The organism is Rhodococcus sp. 06-235-1A (genome assembly GCF_002258785.1).
Taxonomy (GTDB): domain Bacteria; phylum Actinomycetota; class Actinomycetes; order Mycobacteriales; family Mycobacteriaceae; genus Rhodococcoides.
Genome location: NZ_NOYI01000009.1, coordinates 181,636 through 199,029, shown reverse-complemented (window position 1 = coordinate 199,029; position 17,394 = coordinate 181,636). Strand labels below are relative to the sequence as shown.

Below are 17,394 nucleotides of genomic sequence, written 5' to 3'. Positions count from 1 at the left end.
GCCGTATCGGGCCGTTTTGGAAGACAGCGGCCCGATACGGTAATCTCATCCCTCGGTTCGAGGAGAGGAATTCTTCGGCCCGAAGCAGTGATGAGGGCCTATAGCTCAGGCGGTTAGAGCGCTTCCCTGATAAGGAAGAGGTCGGAGGTTCAAGTCCTCCTAGGCCCACACCGAACGAACGAAAAGAGGCGGGACGTGAAAATCCTTCTTCTCGTTGCATCGGCGGTGATCGCAGTGCTGACACTAGCGAAGGTGCGCTCGACGCGCAGCTCGGATGGCGTCTGGCACAGCATCTCCACCGCGTGACAGTCGTTCGGAGTGGGCGTGTAGAGTTCGTCCACGATTCCCGGCAACACCCGGGGCCTTAGCTCAGTTGGTAGAGCGCTGCCTTTGCAAGGCAGATGTCAGGAGTTCGAATCTCCTAGGCTCCACAAGAACGAAGACGCCCACCTCGGTGGGCGTCTTTTTTTGTGCGCCCGGTAGGTCACCCAAGTCCACTCGATGTGCCATTGACCCCCGAAAAGTCCACTCGACGTGACATCGAGTGCCCATGGGAGCCGAGGCGGGCCCGGCACCGGGATTGTGATCGAACCCAAGGTGGGGTTGTGCTGGGCGCCAATATGTCCAGACCCTCGACTGTTCTGTTTCGCATTCCGGCCGTCATCCATAGCGTTGTCGCAGTGCAAGAACGTCGGTTCTCGGAACGATGTGAACGATCTCGACGGCACACCGCAGGGGGGTGTGCCGTCGTTGGTTCTCGGCGAGCGATGTTCGCCACTGTCTCGAATCGGTTGGCGGTTCGGGCACCTCGATGTTCGAAGGAGCCCCGTAGATGACGCGTGTTCTCAATCATGAAGAGCTGTTGACCGAACTCGACGGCACTTTGGAAGCCAATTTGAATCGCCATCTCTCGATGGCGAAGGAATGGCATCCGCATGACTACGTGCCGTGGGATCTGGGCCGAAATTTCGCGGCGATGGGCGGGGAGGACTGGTCCCTCGAGCAGTCGTCGTTGTCGGAATTGGCCCGCACGGCGATGATCACCAACCTGCTGACCGAGGACAATCTGCCGTCGTATCACCGCGGGTTGGCCGACAATTTTTCGTTGGACGGTGCCTGGGGTACGTGGGTGGGGCGCTGGACTGCGGAAGAGAATCGCCACGGGATCGTGATGCGTGACTATCTGGTGGTTACCCGTGCGGTCGATCCCGTGGAGTTGGAGCGCGCTCGGATGCACCACATGACGGTGGGCGTCGATGCGCCGATGGACGGGGCGAATTTTCTGCATTCTGTGGCGTACGTGACGTTTCAGGAGCTGGCGACGAGGGTGTCGCACCGAAACACGGGACTGGCATGTGGCGATCCTGTGGCGGATCGAATGTTGGCTCGTGTTGCTGCGGACGAGAATTTGCACATGATCTTCTATCGGAACCTCGGTGAGGCGTCGTTGGATCTGGTGCCCGATCAGATGGTTCGCGCCATTGCCGATGTCGCGACGGACTTCCAGATGCCCGGTCTGAACATGCCGAACTTTCGCAAGAACGCGATGATTCTGGCCAAGAACGGAATCTACGATCTCCGGCAGCATCTGGACGAGGTACTGATGCCCGTGTTGCGTAAGTGGAAGATCTTCGAGCGCAACGATTTCACCGGTGAAGGCGAGCGGGATCGCGATCGGCTGGCCGCGTTCGTCGACGACTTGGAAGCCAAGGCGACGAAGTTCGAGGAGTCTCGGGATCGACTGCTCGCCAGGGAGGCTGCGCGCGCCGAGAAGGCCTCCTGACCTGCTGCGTACCCCTCCACAGAATCGTGGTCACGGCTCGAAGGTGTTAGAGTCCGGTCATCGTTGGGTCATGTGAGGCCATGGCCGTGCTGCGTGGGGAGGGCCGATGGTGCCTGGGGGGTATCAGGTGAGTGGTGGGGTCTCGTTCGGTTCGTGGTGCTGCACTGAGGCTCGATCATGGCCCAGCTCGGCGTGCATATGATGGTGAGCAGGCCCTCGTTCGACGAGTCCGGTCGCATGCTCGCTGTGTTCGCGGCCGTCACGACGGTTCTGTATACGGCCAGCGCCATAGCGTCGTGGTCCAATCTGACCGGTGCTCAACAAGTTCTGGCGGCGCTGGCACTGGTGTTGGGGCCCCTGGCGATCGTGGTTCTGGCACGAGCGGGCGTGCCGAGTCCCAAACGAGCGGTTGGATGCGCGACGGCACTGTCGGTGGTAGCACTCGCCTGTGCGCTGGGTAGTAGCGACACGATGCCCGCGTTCTTGATCTGTGTGCAGGCGGCCATGTTCCTCGGCATGCACATCGGTGCTTTCTGGTCCGAGCGGAACGCTGGCATATGGGTTGCCGTGCTTGCTGTTTCGGCAGTGATCGGGGCCGCGATCGCGCCGTACGGAACACCGTTCATCACCTACATTCTCGTCGCCCTCGGCATCGTCGGTGCGACCGAGGTGTTCGGTGTCTTCGCGCGCCGGATGCGTTATTTCTCGACGCACGACGCGTTGACCGGACTCTTGAATCGTTTCGGGTTCGAGTCCAAGATCGAGAAGATGCTGCCGGCCTGTGCTGCGCGCGGTCTGTCGGTGAGCCTGGCAGTGCTCGATCTGGACAATTTCAAGGAGATCAACGACGAGTACGGTCACATCGCCGGTGATGTTCTCCTGACCAGGGTTTCGAAGGCCTGGAAGGGGCAGCTGACCAAACGAGATGTTCTCGGTCGGCTCGGCGGCGACGAGTTCGTCCTTTTCATGCCGGGTGTGCTCGAAAAGGAAGCACTGCAGATCATCGATCGTCTGCGTCGCGCTCATCGCGCAGAGTGGAGCGTCGGACTCGCGTGTATGCCCGCCGGGCACCGGTGGGGCGAAATCTACCGGGCCGCGGACGCCGATCTCTACCGGGCGAAGCGGAGCAGGCCGCCGCGGACCAGTCGTCCGACCGATCCGGGTGCAGGCAACAGCGGCCCGGTTCGCAGAATCGCGCAGTGACTCGCGCCCGAACGCTTCGCTGATCCCCAGATTTCATCCACAGGCTGGGGATAGATTTCGTAGCGGGGTATGTGCAGCGGGTTGACTTGTCGGATGGTCACTCTCGACGATGTCAGATCTTGGGACAGCCGCGTTCTGGCTTCTGCGTCCGACGTCCTGATGCGGAGCTGGCACGAACTGGCCACCGCGCCCGCCTCGCTGACAGACACAGTGTTCGGCGACGAATGGTCCGGTCCTGCAGCCGATGCGGCTCGGGAGACGATGAGGCGCATTCGATCCGCACTGGGTGACGCTTCCGCCGAGTTGCTCCGGGTCGCCCTCTGTACAGCCGAGGCCTCGATCGACATGGCGAGTCTGTGCGCAGCACTGCACAGGGTGGAGCAGGAGGCCACCGAGTCCCGGTTCGGCGTCGGATCCGACGGTGCGGTGACCGACATGCTCGCGTCGTACTCGGTTGCGCTCTCGGACCTGTGGTCGACGAGGCGTGATCGTCGTCGTCTGCACGAGGAGCTACAGGCACGAATCTCTCAGCTGCTGCGAACAGCCACGGCCTTCGACGACGCCTTGGCTCGACGCCTCGCCGGGGGAGCCTCCGCCACCGTGGTTGCAACGGCAGTTGCGGCCTCGGTGCCGAGCGACGGGACGTCGGCCGGCAACGCCGCGTTCTGGAGTGCGCTGTCGCCTGCTGCACGCACGCGCTTGATCGTCGAGCATCCCGAGGTGATCGGTAATCTCGACGGCCTGCCGGGTCGGGTGCGTGACAGTGCAAACCGGCGAGTGCTGGTTGCCGAGCGACTGCGATTGCACGAAGCCGAAGTCGAACTGCAGAACGAGCTGGGACACAACGTGTTCGGTGGAATCTTCAGTGATGCGGACGCCGGGTTGGAGCAGACCCGCAAGCGGTTGGCCTCGCTCGATGCGATAGAAAAGGTTCTGGCGCAGGGGGATCGACAGCTTCTGGTGCTCGACAATGCCTCGTACGAGGAGACCACGGCGGCTATCGCGGTGGGCGATGTCGATACGGCCACTCATGTGGCAGTCTTCGTACCCGGGTTGGGTTCGACCGTCCACGAAGACCTGGACGGCTACGACGGAAATATGGATAGCCTGAATTCTGCTGTGCAGCAACTACTTCAGAGTGATCAGGGAGAGAGCGTCGCCTCCGTGACCTGGATGAACTATCAGACCCCTCAGCTGGGTTGGAGCCTGCTCGATCCCGACCGATCCGTGGTATCCGCTCTGGCGGCGCAGGCGGGTGCCAGGCGGCTCGGTCCGTTTCTGGACGGACTCGACGCCGCGCGTGCGAACGATCCGCATCTGTCGGTGGTTGCCCACTCGTACGGATCGCTCACCTCGGCGTCTGCTCTTCGGGACGGCACCGGGGTCGACGAGTTCGTGGCTCTGGGATCACCGGGATTGGGTACACACAGCGCGGCGGACCTCGAGCTTCCGGGCGGACACGTGTTCGTCGCCGAGGCCGACGGTGATGTGGTCGCAGACCTCGGTGCATTCGGCCGTGATCCGGGTGCGCTGGACGGAGTCGCGGTGCTCGACACCGACGGATCGGAGGGACACGGCGACTATCTCACCCAGGGGTCCACCAGCGAACACAACACAGCACTCGTCGTAGCCGACCGCAGCGAGGACGCCGTGATCAAAGCCAGGCCCGGGCTGTTCGACCTGCTGCAGAGAATTCTCTATCTATGACGTCGTCTCGTCGTAGTCGGCCAGGCTCGGCGGAACATCGGCGGGTGGGGGTACCTCGTTGCGACGGCGACCGAGAAGGAACACCACACCACCCACGACGGCCGCGGCAGCTCCGAAGATCAGGATCTTTCTGGTCCGACGCGATCCCGACGGGTCCGTGACCAGCGCTCGGGCTCGGTTCGCCTCGGCGATGCGTTCCGCGGTCGCTGCTCGTCGCTGAGCAGCTTGCTTGCGGGCCAGTCCGTAGCCCTGCTTGGCCAGTAGCAGGCCGACTCCGGCCGGGCCCTTGCTCGCGGCAGATGCGGCGCCGAGCAGCGCGGACACCGCCGCTCGCCCGGATCGTTCCACGGGCTCAACTCCCGCGGTGCCGGTGGCCGACCGAACCTGCTCGAACTTCGTTGTGCTCGTCATACCTTCACTGTTCCACAACAGGGCCCGTCGAACTCTCCTGATACAGCCTTGCCGATGCACCGTTGTGCACTGCACGATCACCCGAGATGGCACGATGGTGGGCGTGACTTCACCAAACAAGACCCAAACGGCCACGCTGCACACCAACCGCGGCGACATCGTCATCGAACTGTTCGGCAATCACGCCCCCAAGACCGTCGCGAACTTCGTCGGACTCGCGGACGGATCCAAGGAGTACACGACGCAGAACGCGTCGGGTTCCAAGACCGGACCGTTCTACGACGGTGCTGTCTTCCACCGCGTCATCGACGGCTTCATGATCCAGGGCGGGGACCCGACCGGCACCGGTTCGGGTGGACCGGGCTACAAGTTCGAGGACGAGTTCCACCCCGAGCTGTCTTTCGACCGTCCGTACCTGTTGGCCATGGCGAATGCGGGACCCGGCACCAACGGTTCGCAGTTCTTCATCACCACCGGCAAGACCCCGCACCTCAACCGCAAGCACAGCATCTTCGGTGAGGTCACCGACGAGGCGTCGAAGAAGGTCGTCGACGCGATCTCGAGCACGCAGGTCGGTCGCGGCGATCGTCCGGTGGACGAGGTCGTCATCAACAGCATCACGATCGCCTGATCGAGCGTCACGGGAGAATTTCACGATGACGAACCCCGGCTGGGGTGGTGCGTACGGCGACCAACCCAACCCACCTCAGTCGGTGTGCGTCCGACATCCCGATCGCCCCACGGGCCTGGCTTGCTCGCGTTGCGGTCGCCCGGCATGCCCGCAATGTCTGCAGGCCGCAGCCGTGGGTCAGCACTGCGTGGATTGCGTGCGAGAGGGCAACAAGAACGTCCGCACTGCGCAGACCGTCGCCGGTGCGCCGGTCACGCGATCGACCAAGACCCCCTTGACCTACGCCCTGATCGCGATCAACGTCGTGGTCTTCGGCATCACAGCCGCTCAGTCCGGCGACGTGACCAGCAACTTCAACGGGTCTTCGCTGGCGAGAGACTGGTCTCTCAACAGCCTGCTCGTCGCGAACGGCGACGTGTTTCGCCTCATCGGCAACGGGTTCGTTCATATCGGGCCGATTCACCTGCTGGTCAACATGTTCGCGCTCTACCTCATCGGTCGCGACGTCGAACTGGTCCTGGGGCGTAGCCGGTATCTCGCCGTCTACCTCCTGTCGTTGATCGGCGGTAGCGCGTCGGTGATGGTGTTCGAGGACCCACTGACGTTCACCGCAGGCGCGTCCGGTGCGGTCTTCGGCCTCCTGGGTGCCCAGGCCGTCATCCTGCTGCGACTCAAGCGAAGCCCGGCACCGATTCTGATCGTGATCGCGCTCAACATCTTCATCAGCATCTCGATCCCCGGCATCTCGCTGTGGGGCCACATGGGCGGCCTCGTAGCCGGTGCCGCCGCCACCGCCGGTCTGGTGTTTCTGCCCAACCGGCACCACGGCCCGGGACAATCACGCGCGTCGGCCGGACTGTCCATGGCCTGGATCTCGGTGATCGCCGTAGCTCTGGTGTCCCTGGGAATCATCGCGGTGCGAGTGCTCGACCTCCGCGCCCAGATTGGCCTCTAGAAGTCCGTCTGCCCGTGGTCGGCAGTCCCCCGCGGTCGGCCCCCTCGGGGTCCACTCGATGTGCCATTGACCCCCGAAAAGGCCACTGAACGTCACATCGAGTACCCCCGGGGTCTCGGGTCTCAGGAGTTGCGGGGCACCAGACCGTGGATGTCGAGGGCGTCGAACACATCCCGAGGGTCGGTGCCGAGGTCCCATCGGCCGAAGATGATCAGGCGATCGTCGTCCTCACCGGGTGGGTGTATGTCGAGTTCGAGCATCGGGACGCGTCGTCCGAGGCGCGGGTAGCGCACGATCTGAACGCGGACGATGTCGGTGCGGGAGTACGTGCGGATGCCGCTGAGCCGTTTCATCACCAGTGATCCGTCGGCGGTGATGGCCAGGCGCGGGCGCTGGGCGGCGGCGAGTGCCGCGATCACCCACATTCCGACGGCTGCCAGTCCGACGAGGAAGGTTCCGGCGGCGTCGGTGGATGTGAGTGCGGCACCGGTTGCCAGTGTTGTTCCGCCTGCCACCAGGGCAACGATCGCGACGACGGGGGTTGCCCATTGCTGTTCGTACACACCCTGTGGATCGTTCGAGAAGTTATCCACAGGGTTTATCCACATTGGGGATGAATGACATCGGTGTAACTCGCTCGACTGTCAGCGCCACCGCATGGTCATCACGAGACCGACGACCATGAACCCGAAGCCGATCAGGAAGTTGTAGGCACCGAGGTTTCCGATGAAGGCGATGTTGTCCGCTGCGAGGTAGTAGACGATCAGCCACAGGAGTCCGACCAGCATGAATCCCAGCATCAGCACGACGTACCACACCGGCGACGGCCCGGCGTTGACCTTGACCGGCGTACGGTTCGCCGGGTTGACCGTGTAGTCGTTCTTCTTCCGTACCTTCGACTTCGGCATTGCTTCCTCTTCGCGTTCTGTGCGGCCGGCGGCACCGCGGCCGGCCTGTGGACAACTGTTCGTGGGAACCTGTGGATCGGTGATTGTCACCCATCCCCAGGCTATTGTCTCCACGAGGACCGTGACGGTCACCGACCCGGTTGCTGTACACGCTAACCCAGGTGAGCCCAGCACCGACCCACCGGACAAATTGCGAGCACCTGTGACACGACGATCGACGCACTCGGCCGACACCCGATGGTGGGTACTCGCCGTCGCGGTGTGCGCTGTGGTCGGCCTACTGCTCGGCACCACCAGACACGTCTCCGACGGCACCGAACTCCGTGGAGGCGACACCACCAGACTCGCCGACCTCGTCGACGCAGCTCGGACCAGCAGCGAGGAGGCCGAGCGCAGCAGGAATACGCTCGAGCAGCAAGTCGACACCATTCAGCAGCGAACCGCGTCCGTCGACACCGACGTCGCCGACGCGCTGGCCCGCATCGACTCCTTGGCCGACGCTGCGGGCCGTGAGGCTGCGTCGGGTGCCGGTCTCACCGTCACGATGGCCGACGCCCCCCGCGGTGCGGACGGTTCGTATGCCTCCGACGCGTCACCGGACGATCTGGTCGTCCATCAGGTGGACGTGCAGAGCGTGCTCAACGCGTTGTGGGCCGGCGGCGCGTCGGCGATCGCGATGCAGGATCAACGGTTGGTGGCCTCGTCGGCACCTCGCTGCATCGGGAACACCCTGCTACTCGGCGGCCGGACGTACAGTCCGCCGTACGTGATGGCGGCGATCGGTGACCAGGACCGCCTACGGGCAGCGCTGAAGAACGAGCCGGGCGTGCGGTTGTACGAGCAGTACGCAGTGCGGTACGGCCTTCGCTACGACGTTGCGACCTCCGCGGACATCTCGGTGCCCGCCTACACCGAATCGGTGCGCATGCGGTACGCGCAGCCGCGCTGAGTACGCTGTCGACATGCGTATTCTCGTCGTCGACAACTACGACAGCTTCGTCTTCAACCTCGTCCAGTACCTGGGCCAGCTGAATGCCGATGTCGAGGTCTGGCGCAACGACGACGAGCGCCTCACCGATCGTGATGCGGTCGCCGCCCAGTTCGACGGCATTCTGCTCAGCCCAGGGCCGGGTACACCGCAGCGCGCCGGTGCCACGATGGATCTGGTGTCGGCCAGCGCTCGTACCAGGACGCCGCTGCTCGGAGTCTGTCTCGGACACCAGGCCATCGGTGCCGTCTTCGGTGCCACCGTCGAGAAGGCACCGGAGTTGCTGCACGGAAAGACCAGCCTGGTGCACCATTCCGGTGTCGGAGTTCTCGAAGGAATGAGTGAACCCTTCACCGCTACGCGGTACCACTCGTTGACCGTTCGTGAGGACACCATCCCGGCCGAACTCGAGATCATCGGCCGTACCGAGTCGGGTCTGGTGATGGCGATGAGGCACACCGACCTGCCGATCCACGGGGTGCAGTTCCACCCGGAATCGATCCTCACCGAGGGTGGTCACCGCATGTTGGCCAACTGGCTCGCGGTGTGTGGCATGCCCACCGACGCAGGCCTGGTCGCCAAGCTCGAAGCTCAGGTCGCCGAAGCCTTCGCCTGAACAACCCAGGTCCCTGTCAGGGGATGCCGAGCACACCGATGCTGACGGTGATGGTGTCGGTCTTGCTGATCTCCGAGCCCGCCGGTTGAGTCTGGGTGACGACCCTGCCGACCATCCGTGGGTCGAGCGTCGACAGGCTCGAGGTCGACAGGTTCGACACGGTTCCGGTCCAGCCCGCCGATTCCAGCGCCGTCAGGGCCTGGGATTCGGTGAGACCGGACAGGTCCGGCATCGGGATCTTGTCGCCGTTCGAGACCCGCAGCGTGACGACGGTGTTCTCGGCAACGGTGGTGCCACCTGCAGGATCGGTCGACACGACCTGACCCACCGGCTGCGAGGAGTCGATGTTCTGAACCTGCACGCGTAGCCCGGCACCCTCGACGTTCGGTTGTGCCACCTCGACGAGCTGGCCGACGACGTTGGGCATCCGCACCTGAGCGGGTCCGGAGCCGAGCGTGATGCGCACCTGCGAGTTGGCGTTCATGCTCACACCGGACGAGGGATTCTGCTCGACGACCTTGTCGAGCTGCTCCGGTGACGACGGCGCGCGGGCGATGGTCGGATCGAGCTCGAGGCCCACCTCGTTCAAGGCGTCCGCCGCCTGTTCCTGCGTCCGACCGGTCAGTCGCGGAACCTGCACTTGCTGCGGTCCCGAGGACACGTCGAGTTGAATCGCGCCGGGCGATTCGGTCTGTGACCCGGCGGCCGGGTTGGTACCGATCGCCGATCCCTCCGGCACCGACGCGTCGGGCTTCTCCTGCAAGGTGACGCGAAGGCCGACGTCCTCGAGCTGGCGTTGTGCCTCGTCCGAGGCCAGACCGACGACGGTCGGCACGGTGACGGTCTTGGGGTCTGCGCCGGGACCGAGTGACCACAGGAATGCTCCGACGATCGCGACGACGACGACGGACGCGATCGAGATGAGCGCGATCTTGAGGCCACGCCGGCTCTTCGGCTCGTCGCCGGGTTCGGCATGCCGTGAAGCGCGGGGGGCTTCGGCGACGGCGGCTTTGTCGTTGCCGGAGAAGTCGGCGCGACGGGAGTCGACCGATCCCAGGATGGTGGTGCGATCCTCGTCGTTCATCACCATCGGTGCGCTCGGTCGCTGACCGCCGAGCACGCGAACCAGATCGGTGCGCATCTCGGCGGCGCTCTGATAACGGTTGGCCGGGTTCTTCGCCATCGCCTTGAGGATGATCGAGTCGAGCTCTCGGGGCACCGTGTCGTTGACCAGAGACGGCAGCTGAGGGTCCTCGCGCACGTGCTGGTACGCGACGGCGACCGGTGAGTCCCCCTTGAACGGCGGCTCGCCGGTGAGGATCTCGAACAGCACGCATCCCAGCGAGTAGACGTCCGATCGTGCATCGACCTGCTCGCCTCGGGCCTGCTCGGGTGACAGGTACTGCGCGGTTCCGATCACCGCGGCGGTCTGGGTCATCGGTGACGAGGAATCGGCGATGGCGCGCGCGATGCCGAAGTCCATCACCTTCACGGCGCCCGCGTTGTTGATCATGATGTTCGCGGGTTTGACGTCGCGGTGCACGATGCCGTTGCGATGGCTGAAATCGAGTGCCGCACACACGTCGGCGATGACCTCCATGGCCCGACGCGGCGGCATGGGTCCTTCGGCCCGCACGATGTCGCGCAGGGTGTCGCCATCGACGTATTCCATGACGATGAACGGGAGCGGACCGGCCTCGGTCTCGGCTTCACCGGTGTCGTACACGGCGACGATGGCGGGGTGGTTCAGGGCGGCCGCGTTCTGGGCCTCGCGTCGGAACCTGAGGTAGAACGTGGGGTCGCGGGCGAGATCGGCGCGCAGGACCTTGATGGCGACGTCACGGTCGAGCCGAGTATCCCGAGCCAGATGGACCTCGGACATGCCGCCGAAACCGAGTATCTCGCCCAGCTCGTAGCGAGAGGAGAGCGTACGGGGAGTCGTCATCGTTGTCCTTGTGGCTCTTGCTGAAACGGATTCTCGAACAGCGGCCGGGGTGTCGTGGTCGTCGTCTGCGTCGGCTCCTCCGACGTCGTGGTGGGGCTCGTCGTCGTGGTGGTGGGTTCGGTGGTCGTGGTGGTGGTTGTTGTGGTCGTTTCCTCGGTCGTCGTCTCTTCGGTGGTGGTCGTGGTGGGTTCGGTGGTGGTTCGCGTGGTCGTGACCGGCTGCGTCGTGGTGGTCGGCTGGACGAATGGAGTCTGCGTGTCGTCTCGGCCTCCCGTCAGCAGCACGTAACCGCCGATGAGGATCGCGAGCAGAAGCAGACCGCCGCCGCCCCAGGCCAGGGCCTTCTGCGCCGAGGACATGCCGGCGGGCTCCGGCACGTCGGCCGGTGCCGTTCCGGTGACGGGTCCGCGGTATTCGCGCTGAGACGTCGGCATCATCTGGGTGCTCGACGGCGGAGGCGGCTGTGGACTCGGGACGACCCCGGGCATCATGACGCGTCCGGTGCCCGTTCCGCGGGAGTTCCCCGGCGCGGGCGGTCGGCGCCCTGCACGAACTGCAGCGACGGCGTCGGCGAATTCGCCCCCGTCGGCGTAGCGCGCGGCCGGGTCCTTGACCATCGTGATCTCGATGAGTTCACGAACGGCGGGGGGTAGGTCGACGGGCATCGGCGCCGGCTGCTCGCGGACGTGCTTCATGGCGACGGTCAGTGCACCGTCACCGACGAACGGCCTGGAACCGGCGAGTACTTCGTATCCGACGACACCGAGCGAGTAGACGTCGGATGCCGAGGTGGCCTCCTCGCCGAGCGCCTGTTCGGGGGCGATGTACTGCGCTGTCCCCATGACCATTCCGGTCTTGGTCACCGGGGACGCGTCGACTGCCTTGGCGATGCCGAAGTCGGTGATCTTGACCTGACCGGTGGGGGTGATCAGGATGTTGCCGGGCTTGACGTCGCGGTGCACCACACCCGCGGTGTGCGCGATCTGCAGGGCGCGACCGGTTTGCTCGAGCATGTCCAGGGCATGGCCGAGCGGCAACCTGGACATGCGGCCCAGCACGGCGTTGAGCGGCTCACCGTTGACCAGTTCCATCACGAGGTAGGCAAGCGATTCACCGGCACCGTCGCGGGTCTCGCCGTAGTCGTAGACGCCTGCGATTCCTGGATAGTTCAGTTGCGCCGTGGTGCGAGCCTCGAACCTGAAGCGCTGCAAGAACTCCGGGTCCTCGGAGAACTCGGCCTTGAGTACCTTGACCGCCACGCGGCGATCCAGGCGATTGTCCATTGCCTCCCACACCTGACCCATACCGCCGGTGGCGATCAGGCGCAGCAGTCGATAACGCTGGGCGATAACGGCCCCGTTGCTCAATGGCACCTCAGTTCACCTCCCCTGCAATGCGGCTGCGATGACGGCTCGCCCGATGGGCGCGGCCACGGATCCACCGGTTGCGGCCAGGGCACGGTCGCCGCCGTCCTCGACGATGACGGCGATGGCGACCTTCGGATCGTTCGCCGGAGCGAATCCGATGTACCAGGCATGCGGCGGAGTGTTGCGCGGGTCGGAACCATGTTCTGCGGTACCGGTTTTCGACGCGATCTGAACTCCGGGGATCTTGCCCTCGCCGCTGGTGTTGTTCTCGGAGCCGATCATCAGATCGGTCAACGTGGCTGCGGTGTCCGCGCTGATGGCCTCTCCCATGGCCTTGGGCTGGTAGCTCGACAGGTCCGACAGGTCGGGAGACTGCAGCTGTTGCACCAGATTCGGGGCCATCCGGACGCCGCCGTTGGCAACGGTGGCGGCGATGACCGCGTCCTGCAGGGGGGTCAACGCCACGTCGCGCTGACCGATGCTGGACTGGCCGAGGGCCGCGTCGTCGTCGATGGGGCCGATCGTGCTGTCGGCCACGGGAAGCGGGATGGTGCTGTCCTCGCCGATGCCGAAGGCGGCTGCGGTGTCGCGCATCTTGTCCACTCCGGTGTCGATGCCGAGCTCGACGAAGGCGGTGTTGCACGAGCGGGCGAACGCCTCACGCAGCGTCGCCGTCTGGCCGCCGCCACACGTCGAACCGTTGTAGTTCTCCAGTGTCGTCGAGGTTCCGGGCAACGTGATGTTCGACGCGGCCGTGAGCTGACTGTCCGGCGTTGCACCCGACTCGAGTGCGGCGGCGGTGGTGATCACCTTGAAGGTGGATCCGGGGGGATAGGTCTGCGAGATCGCCCGGTTCACCATCGGTTTGTTCGGGTCGTTGCTCAGGTCTTCCCACGTCGTCGTCGTGGTACTGCCGTCGTGGCTGGCCAGCAGGTTGGGATCGTAGCTGGGGGTGCTGGCCATGGCGAGGATGTTGCCGGTGGCGGGGTCGAGGGCCACCACCGAACCGGTGTAGCCCTTGGCCGTCAGCTGGTCGTACGCGACCTGCTGGACGACGGGGTCGATGGTGGTGACGACGTTGCCGCCGCGAGGATCTCGACCGGAGATCAGGTCGAACAGTCGCCCGCCGAAGAGCCGATCGTCGGATCCGTTCAGCACGGGATCCTCGGCGCGTTCGAGGCCGTTGCTCGAGTACAGCATCGAGTAGTAGCCGGTGATGGGGGCGTTGGCCTGCGGGCTGGCCGGAGAGATGGAGTTCTGCGGGTAGGTGCGTAGGTACTTGTAGCGGTCGTCGGTGGCGACGGAGGATGCGAGAACCTGCCCGCCGGCCGAGATCTGACCGCGCTGGCGCGAATACTCGTCGAGCAGCACCCGTGAGTTCCTCGGATCGGTGCGCAGGTCGTCGGCCTTGATGACCTGGAGGTAGGTGGCGTTGGCGAGCAACGCGACGACCATGACCATCACGGCGATGGAGACGCGGCGTAGGGGAGTGTTCATGGGCGCTTCACCATCTCGGTGGGCGCGTCCGCAATCGGCGCTGCAGGGGTGGGCTTCTTCTTGGGCGTTGCCGGCTCACGGGCTGCGTCGGAGATCTTGATCAGCAATGCGAGCAGCAGGTAGTTGGCGAGAAGCGAAGATCCTCCGTAGGACAGATACGGCGTGGTGAGGCCGGTGAGCGGAATGAGCTTGGTGACGCCGCCGACCACGACGAACAACTGGATGGCGACCGTGAAGGACAGGCCGGCGGCCAGCAGCTTGCCGAAGCTGTCTCGGACGGCCAGCGCGGTCCGCATGCCGCGAATGATCAACAGCAAGTACAGGATCAGCACCGCGGTCAGGCCGATGAGGCCGAGTTCCTCGCCGACGGTCGCGATGATGAAGTCCGTTTTCGCGAACGGAACCTGGGACGGGCGACCACTACCGAGGCCGGTGCCGGCCAATCCGCCTGTGGCGAAGCTGAACATCGACTGGACGATCTGATAGCCGGTGTCGTTGTAGTCGTCGAACGGGTGCAGCCAGGTGTCGGTTCGGATCTTGACGTGGCCGAACACCTGGTAGGCGAAGAGGAATCCGACGAGCAGCAGGCCGAACCCGATGATCAACCAGCCGACGCGTTCGGTGGCGATGTAGATCATCACCAGCACGGTTCCGAAGATCAGCAGCGATGTGCCGAGGTCTTTCTCGAACACGAGTACGCCGACCGAGACGATCCAGACGACCAGGATCGGACCGAGATCGCGGGCCCGCGGGAAATCCATGCCGAGAAAATGCTTGCCCGCGACAGTGAACAACTCGCGCTTGGCGACCAGCAGCGAAGCGAAGAAGATGAGCAGCAGAATCTTCGCGAACTCACCGGGCTGAATACTGAAGCCGGGCAGCCGGATCCAGATCTTGGAGCCGTTCACCTCCGAGAACGCCGACGGCAACATCGCCGGAATCGCGAGCAGTACCAGGCCGGCGAGCCCGACGGTGTAGCCGTAGCGAGCCAGTGTTCGGTAGTCGCGCAGCAGCACCAGTAGGGCCACGAAGCCGGCGATCGCCAACGTCGTCCACAACACCTGCTGGTTGGCGTCGGGTGACGGAATGGGGTTACCGAGGTACTGGGCCTGCTGCTGATCGGCCAGGTCGAGACGGTGGATGAGGACAAGACCGAGTCCGTTGAGCAGCGCCACGATTGGGAGCAACAGCGGGTCGGCGTACGGCGCGAAGCGACGCACGGCCAGGTGCGCCACGGTCATCAGTGCGAGATACGCGATCGCGTACTTCGCGAGATCCCAGGTGATGGTCTGTTCCTGGCTGGCCTCGACCAGCACCAGCGAGATCGTGGTGATCAGGACCGCGGCCCCGAGCAGAAGCAACTCGACGCCACGACGGTTCGATTGGATCGGTGCGGGAGCGAAACCTCCGGGCGGACTCGGAAAGGACCCTCCCGCGGAAACGTTGGAACTCATCGAGTACCGGTCCTGCAGTTCTGGCCGGGAACCTGCGGAACCGTCGGTGTCGGCACCGCGGTGGTGGTCGGCGCGGCCTCGGGAACGGGCTCCGCAACCGGAGGCAAGGGCACTCCGGGTGGCGGGATGATCGTCGTCGGGGTCGGTTCGACGGTGGTGGTGACGACCGGCTCCGTCTCGCAGACCTGCAGCAGGTCGCCCGAGGCGAGCCTCTCGACCTGACCGCGCGCGTTGTCCAGCGATCCCGACGGTAGTCCGGCCGTGACCTGCTCGCGTGCTGCGGGCAGAAGGTCGTCGATCTCGAACGGATTGCAATCGGCCGGAGCAGCACCGGGAGCGGTCAGCGTGACGGCCCCGTCGCCGTCGAGGCAGCCGATCAGTTCCACACTCTGCAGCGAGTAGCCCAGTACCGACCCGGGGAGTCCGCGCAGAACGGTGACCTTGCTGTTGTCGGCGCCGACGTAGTAGTTGCCCTTGATGATCGAATTGGCAACGAGCGCACCGATTCCCGCCAGCACCACCAGGGTCAGGGCGATCAACGACCAGCGCAGCTTGTGCGACTTCTTCTCGGGCGCGACGACGGGGCTGGTGACGCGCTTGGGCGTCGTGCGGGGCGGTCGCATCGCGGCGGCGCGTCCTGCTGCCGTGTTCGGCGGAGGGGCGTCCTCCTCGTCCTCGGTGCTGGCGGCGCCGCCGAGGATCGGGTGGCTCTGTCCGTAGTCGAGGTCGATCACGTCGGCGACGACGACGGTGACGTTGTCTGGCCCGCCGCTGCGCAGTGCGAGTTCGATGAGGCGATCGGCGCACGGGCCGGTTTCGCCCTCGTTCATGGTGTTCTCGATGGTCTCGTCGCTGACGACGTCCGAGAGGCCGTCGGAGCACAGCAGGTAGCGGTCGCCTGCACGCACTTCCCGAACGGTCAGCGTCGGCTCGATCTCGTTGCCGGTGAGAGCGCGCATGATCAGCGAACGCTGTGGGTGCGTGTGTGCCTGCTCGGCGGTGATACGGCCCTCGTCGACGAGTGACTGAACGAACGTGTCGTCACGAGTGATCTGGGTGAGCGAACCGTCGCGCAGCATGTACGCCCGGGAGTCGCCGATGTGGACCAGTCCGATTCGCTTGCCCGCGAACAGGATTGCGGTCAGCGTCGTCCCCATGCCGTCCAGCTCGGGCTCGTCCTCGACCTGATCGGCGATGGACGCGTTGCCTTCACGGGTGGCCGCTTCGAGCTTTCCCAGCAGGTCCTCGCCGGGCTCGTCGTCGTCGAGATGAGCGAGCGCGGCGATCATCAACTGCGACGCCACTTCACCGGCGGCGTGACCGCCCATACCGTCGGCCAGGGCCAGCAGTCGAGCTCCGGCGTACACGGAGTCCTCGTTGTTGGAGCGAACCAGACCGCGATCACTGCGGGCGGCGTAGCGAAGGACGAGGGTCACGGGCGCAACTCGATCACGGTCTTGCCGACACGGACCGGTGTTCCCAGTGGGACGCGTACGGCGGTGGTCACTTTCGCGCGGTCGAGGTAGGTGCCGTTGGTCGAGCCGAGATCCTCGACGTACCAGTCACCGCCGCGCGGCGAGAGACGTGCATGTCGGGTCGACGAATAGTCGTCTGTCAGAACGAGAGTCGAGTCGTCCGCGCGTCCGATGAGGACAGGCTGCGTGCCGAGCGAGATACGCGTTCCTGCGAGACCGCCTTGGGTCACCACGAGGTACTTGGCCACCTTCTGCTTGCTGAACGACGGAAGGACCTTCGATCCACCGGAGTAACGAGCGGGTACTCGCATGCCCGCGGCCGCGTAGATGTCGCTGCGCAGGGTGCGAATGACGGCCCAGACGAAGAACCACAGCAAGAGCAGGAAGCCTGCCCTGGTCAGTTGCAGAATCAATCCCTGCACGACGATTCACCTCCTCCTTCGCGATCGGACCT

General features: G+C 64.8%; 16 protein-coding genes and 2 tRNA genes. 9 read left to right on the top strand and 9 right to left on the bottom strand.

Annotated features, from left to right (window positions below):
* The first annotated feature begins 94 nt into the window (after positions 1 to 94).
* The 5 genes from CH275_RS07775 to CH275_RS07755 all read left to right on the top strand — a co-directional run bounded on the left by CH275_RS07775 (position 95) and on the right by CH275_RS07755 (position 4,693).
* Positions 95 to 168, top strand: a tRNA-Ile gene (locus CH275_RS07775).
* A gap of 190 nt (positions 169 to 358) precedes the next feature.
* Positions 359 to 431 (top strand) — tRNA-Ala (locus CH275_RS07770).
* A gap of 401 nt (positions 432 to 832) precedes the next feature.
* Entirely contained in the window at positions 833 to 1,783 is a 951-nt protein-coding gene (locus CH275_RS07765; RefSeq protein ID WP_094676767.1) for an acyl-ACP desaturase, read from the top strand.
* 177 nt (positions 1,784 to 1,960) lie between these two features.
* Positions 1,961 to 2,986, top strand: coding sequence for a GGDEF domain-containing protein (locus CH275_RS07760; RefSeq protein WP_256990910.1), 1,026 nt, complete (start codon positions 1,961 to 1,963; stop codon positions 2,984 to 2,986).
* 93 nt (positions 2,987 to 3,079) lie between these two features.
* Positions 3,080 to 4,693, top strand: a complete 1,614-nt coding sequence (locus CH275_RS07755; protein WP_179276034.1) for an alpha/beta hydrolase — start codon at positions 3,080 to 3,082, stop codon at positions 4,691 to 4,693.
* On the opposite strand, the gene CH275_RS07750 is transcribed toward CH275_RS07755, so the two are convergent.
* Positions 4,688 to 5,104, bottom strand: a complete 417-nt coding sequence (locus tag CH275_RS07750) for a hypothetical protein (RefSeq protein ID WP_094676763.1) — start codon at positions 5,102 to 5,104, stop codon at positions 4,688 to 4,690. The genes CH275_RS07755 and CH275_RS07750 overlap by 6 nt on opposite strands.
* Positions 5,105 to 5,198: 94 nt before the next feature.
* Here CH275_RS07750 and CH275_RS07745 point away from each other — a divergent pair, with 94 nt between their 5' ends.
* A complete protein-coding gene (locus CH275_RS07745) occupies positions 5,199 to 5,735 on the top strand; it encodes a peptidylprolyl isomerase (RefSeq protein WP_094677309.1) in 537 nt (178 codons plus the stop codon).
* A 25-nt stretch (positions 5,736 to 5,760) separates the two neighbouring features.
* A complete protein-coding gene (locus CH275_RS07740) occupies positions 5,761 to 6,690 on the top strand; it encodes a rhomboid family intramembrane serine protease (protein WP_094676761.1) in 930 nt (309 codons plus the stop codon).
* Between the two features lie 122 nt (positions 6,691 to 6,812).
* Here CH275_RS07740 and CH275_RS07735 read toward each other — a convergent pair whose 3' ends face one another.
* Complete coding sequence (locus CH275_RS07735; RefSeq protein WP_094676759.1) at positions 6,813 to 7,298, bottom strand: PH domain-containing protein; 486 nt, start codon at positions 7,296 to 7,298, stop codon at positions 6,813 to 6,815.
* Positions 7,299 to 7,334: 36 nt separating this feature from the next.
* Complete coding sequence (crgA, locus tag CH275_RS07730) at positions 7,335 to 7,598, bottom strand: cell division protein CrgA (RefSeq protein WP_094677307.1); 264 nt, start codon at positions 7,596 to 7,598, stop codon at positions 7,335 to 7,337.
* Between the two features lie 202 nt (positions 7,599 to 7,800).
* Here crgA and CH275_RS07725 point away from each other — a divergent pair, with 202 nt between their 5' ends.
* Together CH275_RS07725 and CH275_RS07720 are read left to right on the top strand one after the other, a co-directional pair.
* Complete coding sequence (locus CH275_RS07725; RefSeq protein WP_094676757.1) at positions 7,801 to 8,547, top strand: DUF881 domain-containing protein; 747 nt, start codon at positions 7,801 to 7,803, stop codon at positions 8,545 to 8,547.
* A 13-nt stretch (positions 8,548 to 8,560) separates the two neighbouring features.
* A complete protein-coding gene (locus CH275_RS07720) occupies positions 8,561 to 9,202 on the top strand; it encodes an aminodeoxychorismate/anthranilate synthase component II (protein ID WP_094676755.1) in 642 nt (213 codons plus the stop codon).
* A 16-nt stretch (positions 9,203 to 9,218) separates the two neighbouring features.
* Here the strand turns inward: CH275_RS07720 and pknB are convergent, their stop codons facing one another.
* From pknB to CH275_RS07690, 6 genes are read right to left on the bottom strand one after another with little or no spacing between them, the layout of a single operon-like run.
* The gene (gene pknB / locus CH275_RS07715; RefSeq protein ID WP_094676753.1) at positions 9,219 to 11,147 is read right to left on the bottom strand and encodes a Stk1 family PASTA domain-containing Ser/Thr kinase; all 1,929 of its coding nucleotides are present in this window, start codon (positions 11,145 to 11,147) and stop codon (positions 9,219 to 9,221) included.
* On the bottom strand, positions 11,144 to 12,520 hold the full coding sequence (locus CH275_RS07710) for a serine/threonine-protein kinase (protein ID WP_094676751.1): 1,377 nt from the start codon (positions 12,518 to 12,520) through the stop codon (positions 11,144 to 11,146). The genes pknB and CH275_RS07710 overlap by 4 nt, the downstream gene beginning before the upstream one ends.
* 6 nt (positions 12,521 to 12,526) lie before the next feature.
* Positions 12,527 to 14,011, bottom strand: a complete 1,485-nt coding sequence (locus tag CH275_RS07705; protein ID WP_094676749.1) for a peptidoglycan D,D-transpeptidase FtsI family protein — start codon at positions 14,009 to 14,011, stop codon at positions 12,527 to 12,529.
* Complete coding sequence (locus CH275_RS07700; protein WP_094676747.1) at positions 14,008 to 15,465, bottom strand: FtsW/RodA/SpoVE family cell cycle protein; 1,458 nt, start codon at positions 15,463 to 15,465, stop codon at positions 14,008 to 14,010. The genes CH275_RS07705 and CH275_RS07700 overlap by 4 nt, the downstream gene beginning before the upstream one ends.
* On the bottom strand, positions 15,462 to 16,901 hold the full coding sequence (locus tag CH275_RS07695; RefSeq protein ID WP_094676745.1) for a PP2C family protein-serine/threonine phosphatase: 1,440 nt from the start codon (positions 16,899 to 16,901) through the stop codon (positions 15,462 to 15,464). Before CH275_RS07695 ends, CH275_RS07700 begins: the two co-directional genes overlap by 4 nt.
* Positions 16,898 to 17,362, bottom strand: coding sequence for an FHA domain-containing protein FhaB/FipA (locus tag CH275_RS07690; protein WP_094676743.1), 465 nt, complete (start codon positions 17,360 to 17,362; stop codon positions 16,898 to 16,900). The genes CH275_RS07695 and CH275_RS07690 overlap by 4 nt, the downstream gene beginning before the upstream one ends.
* Between the last annotated feature and the right edge of the window lie 32 nt (positions 17,363 to 17,394).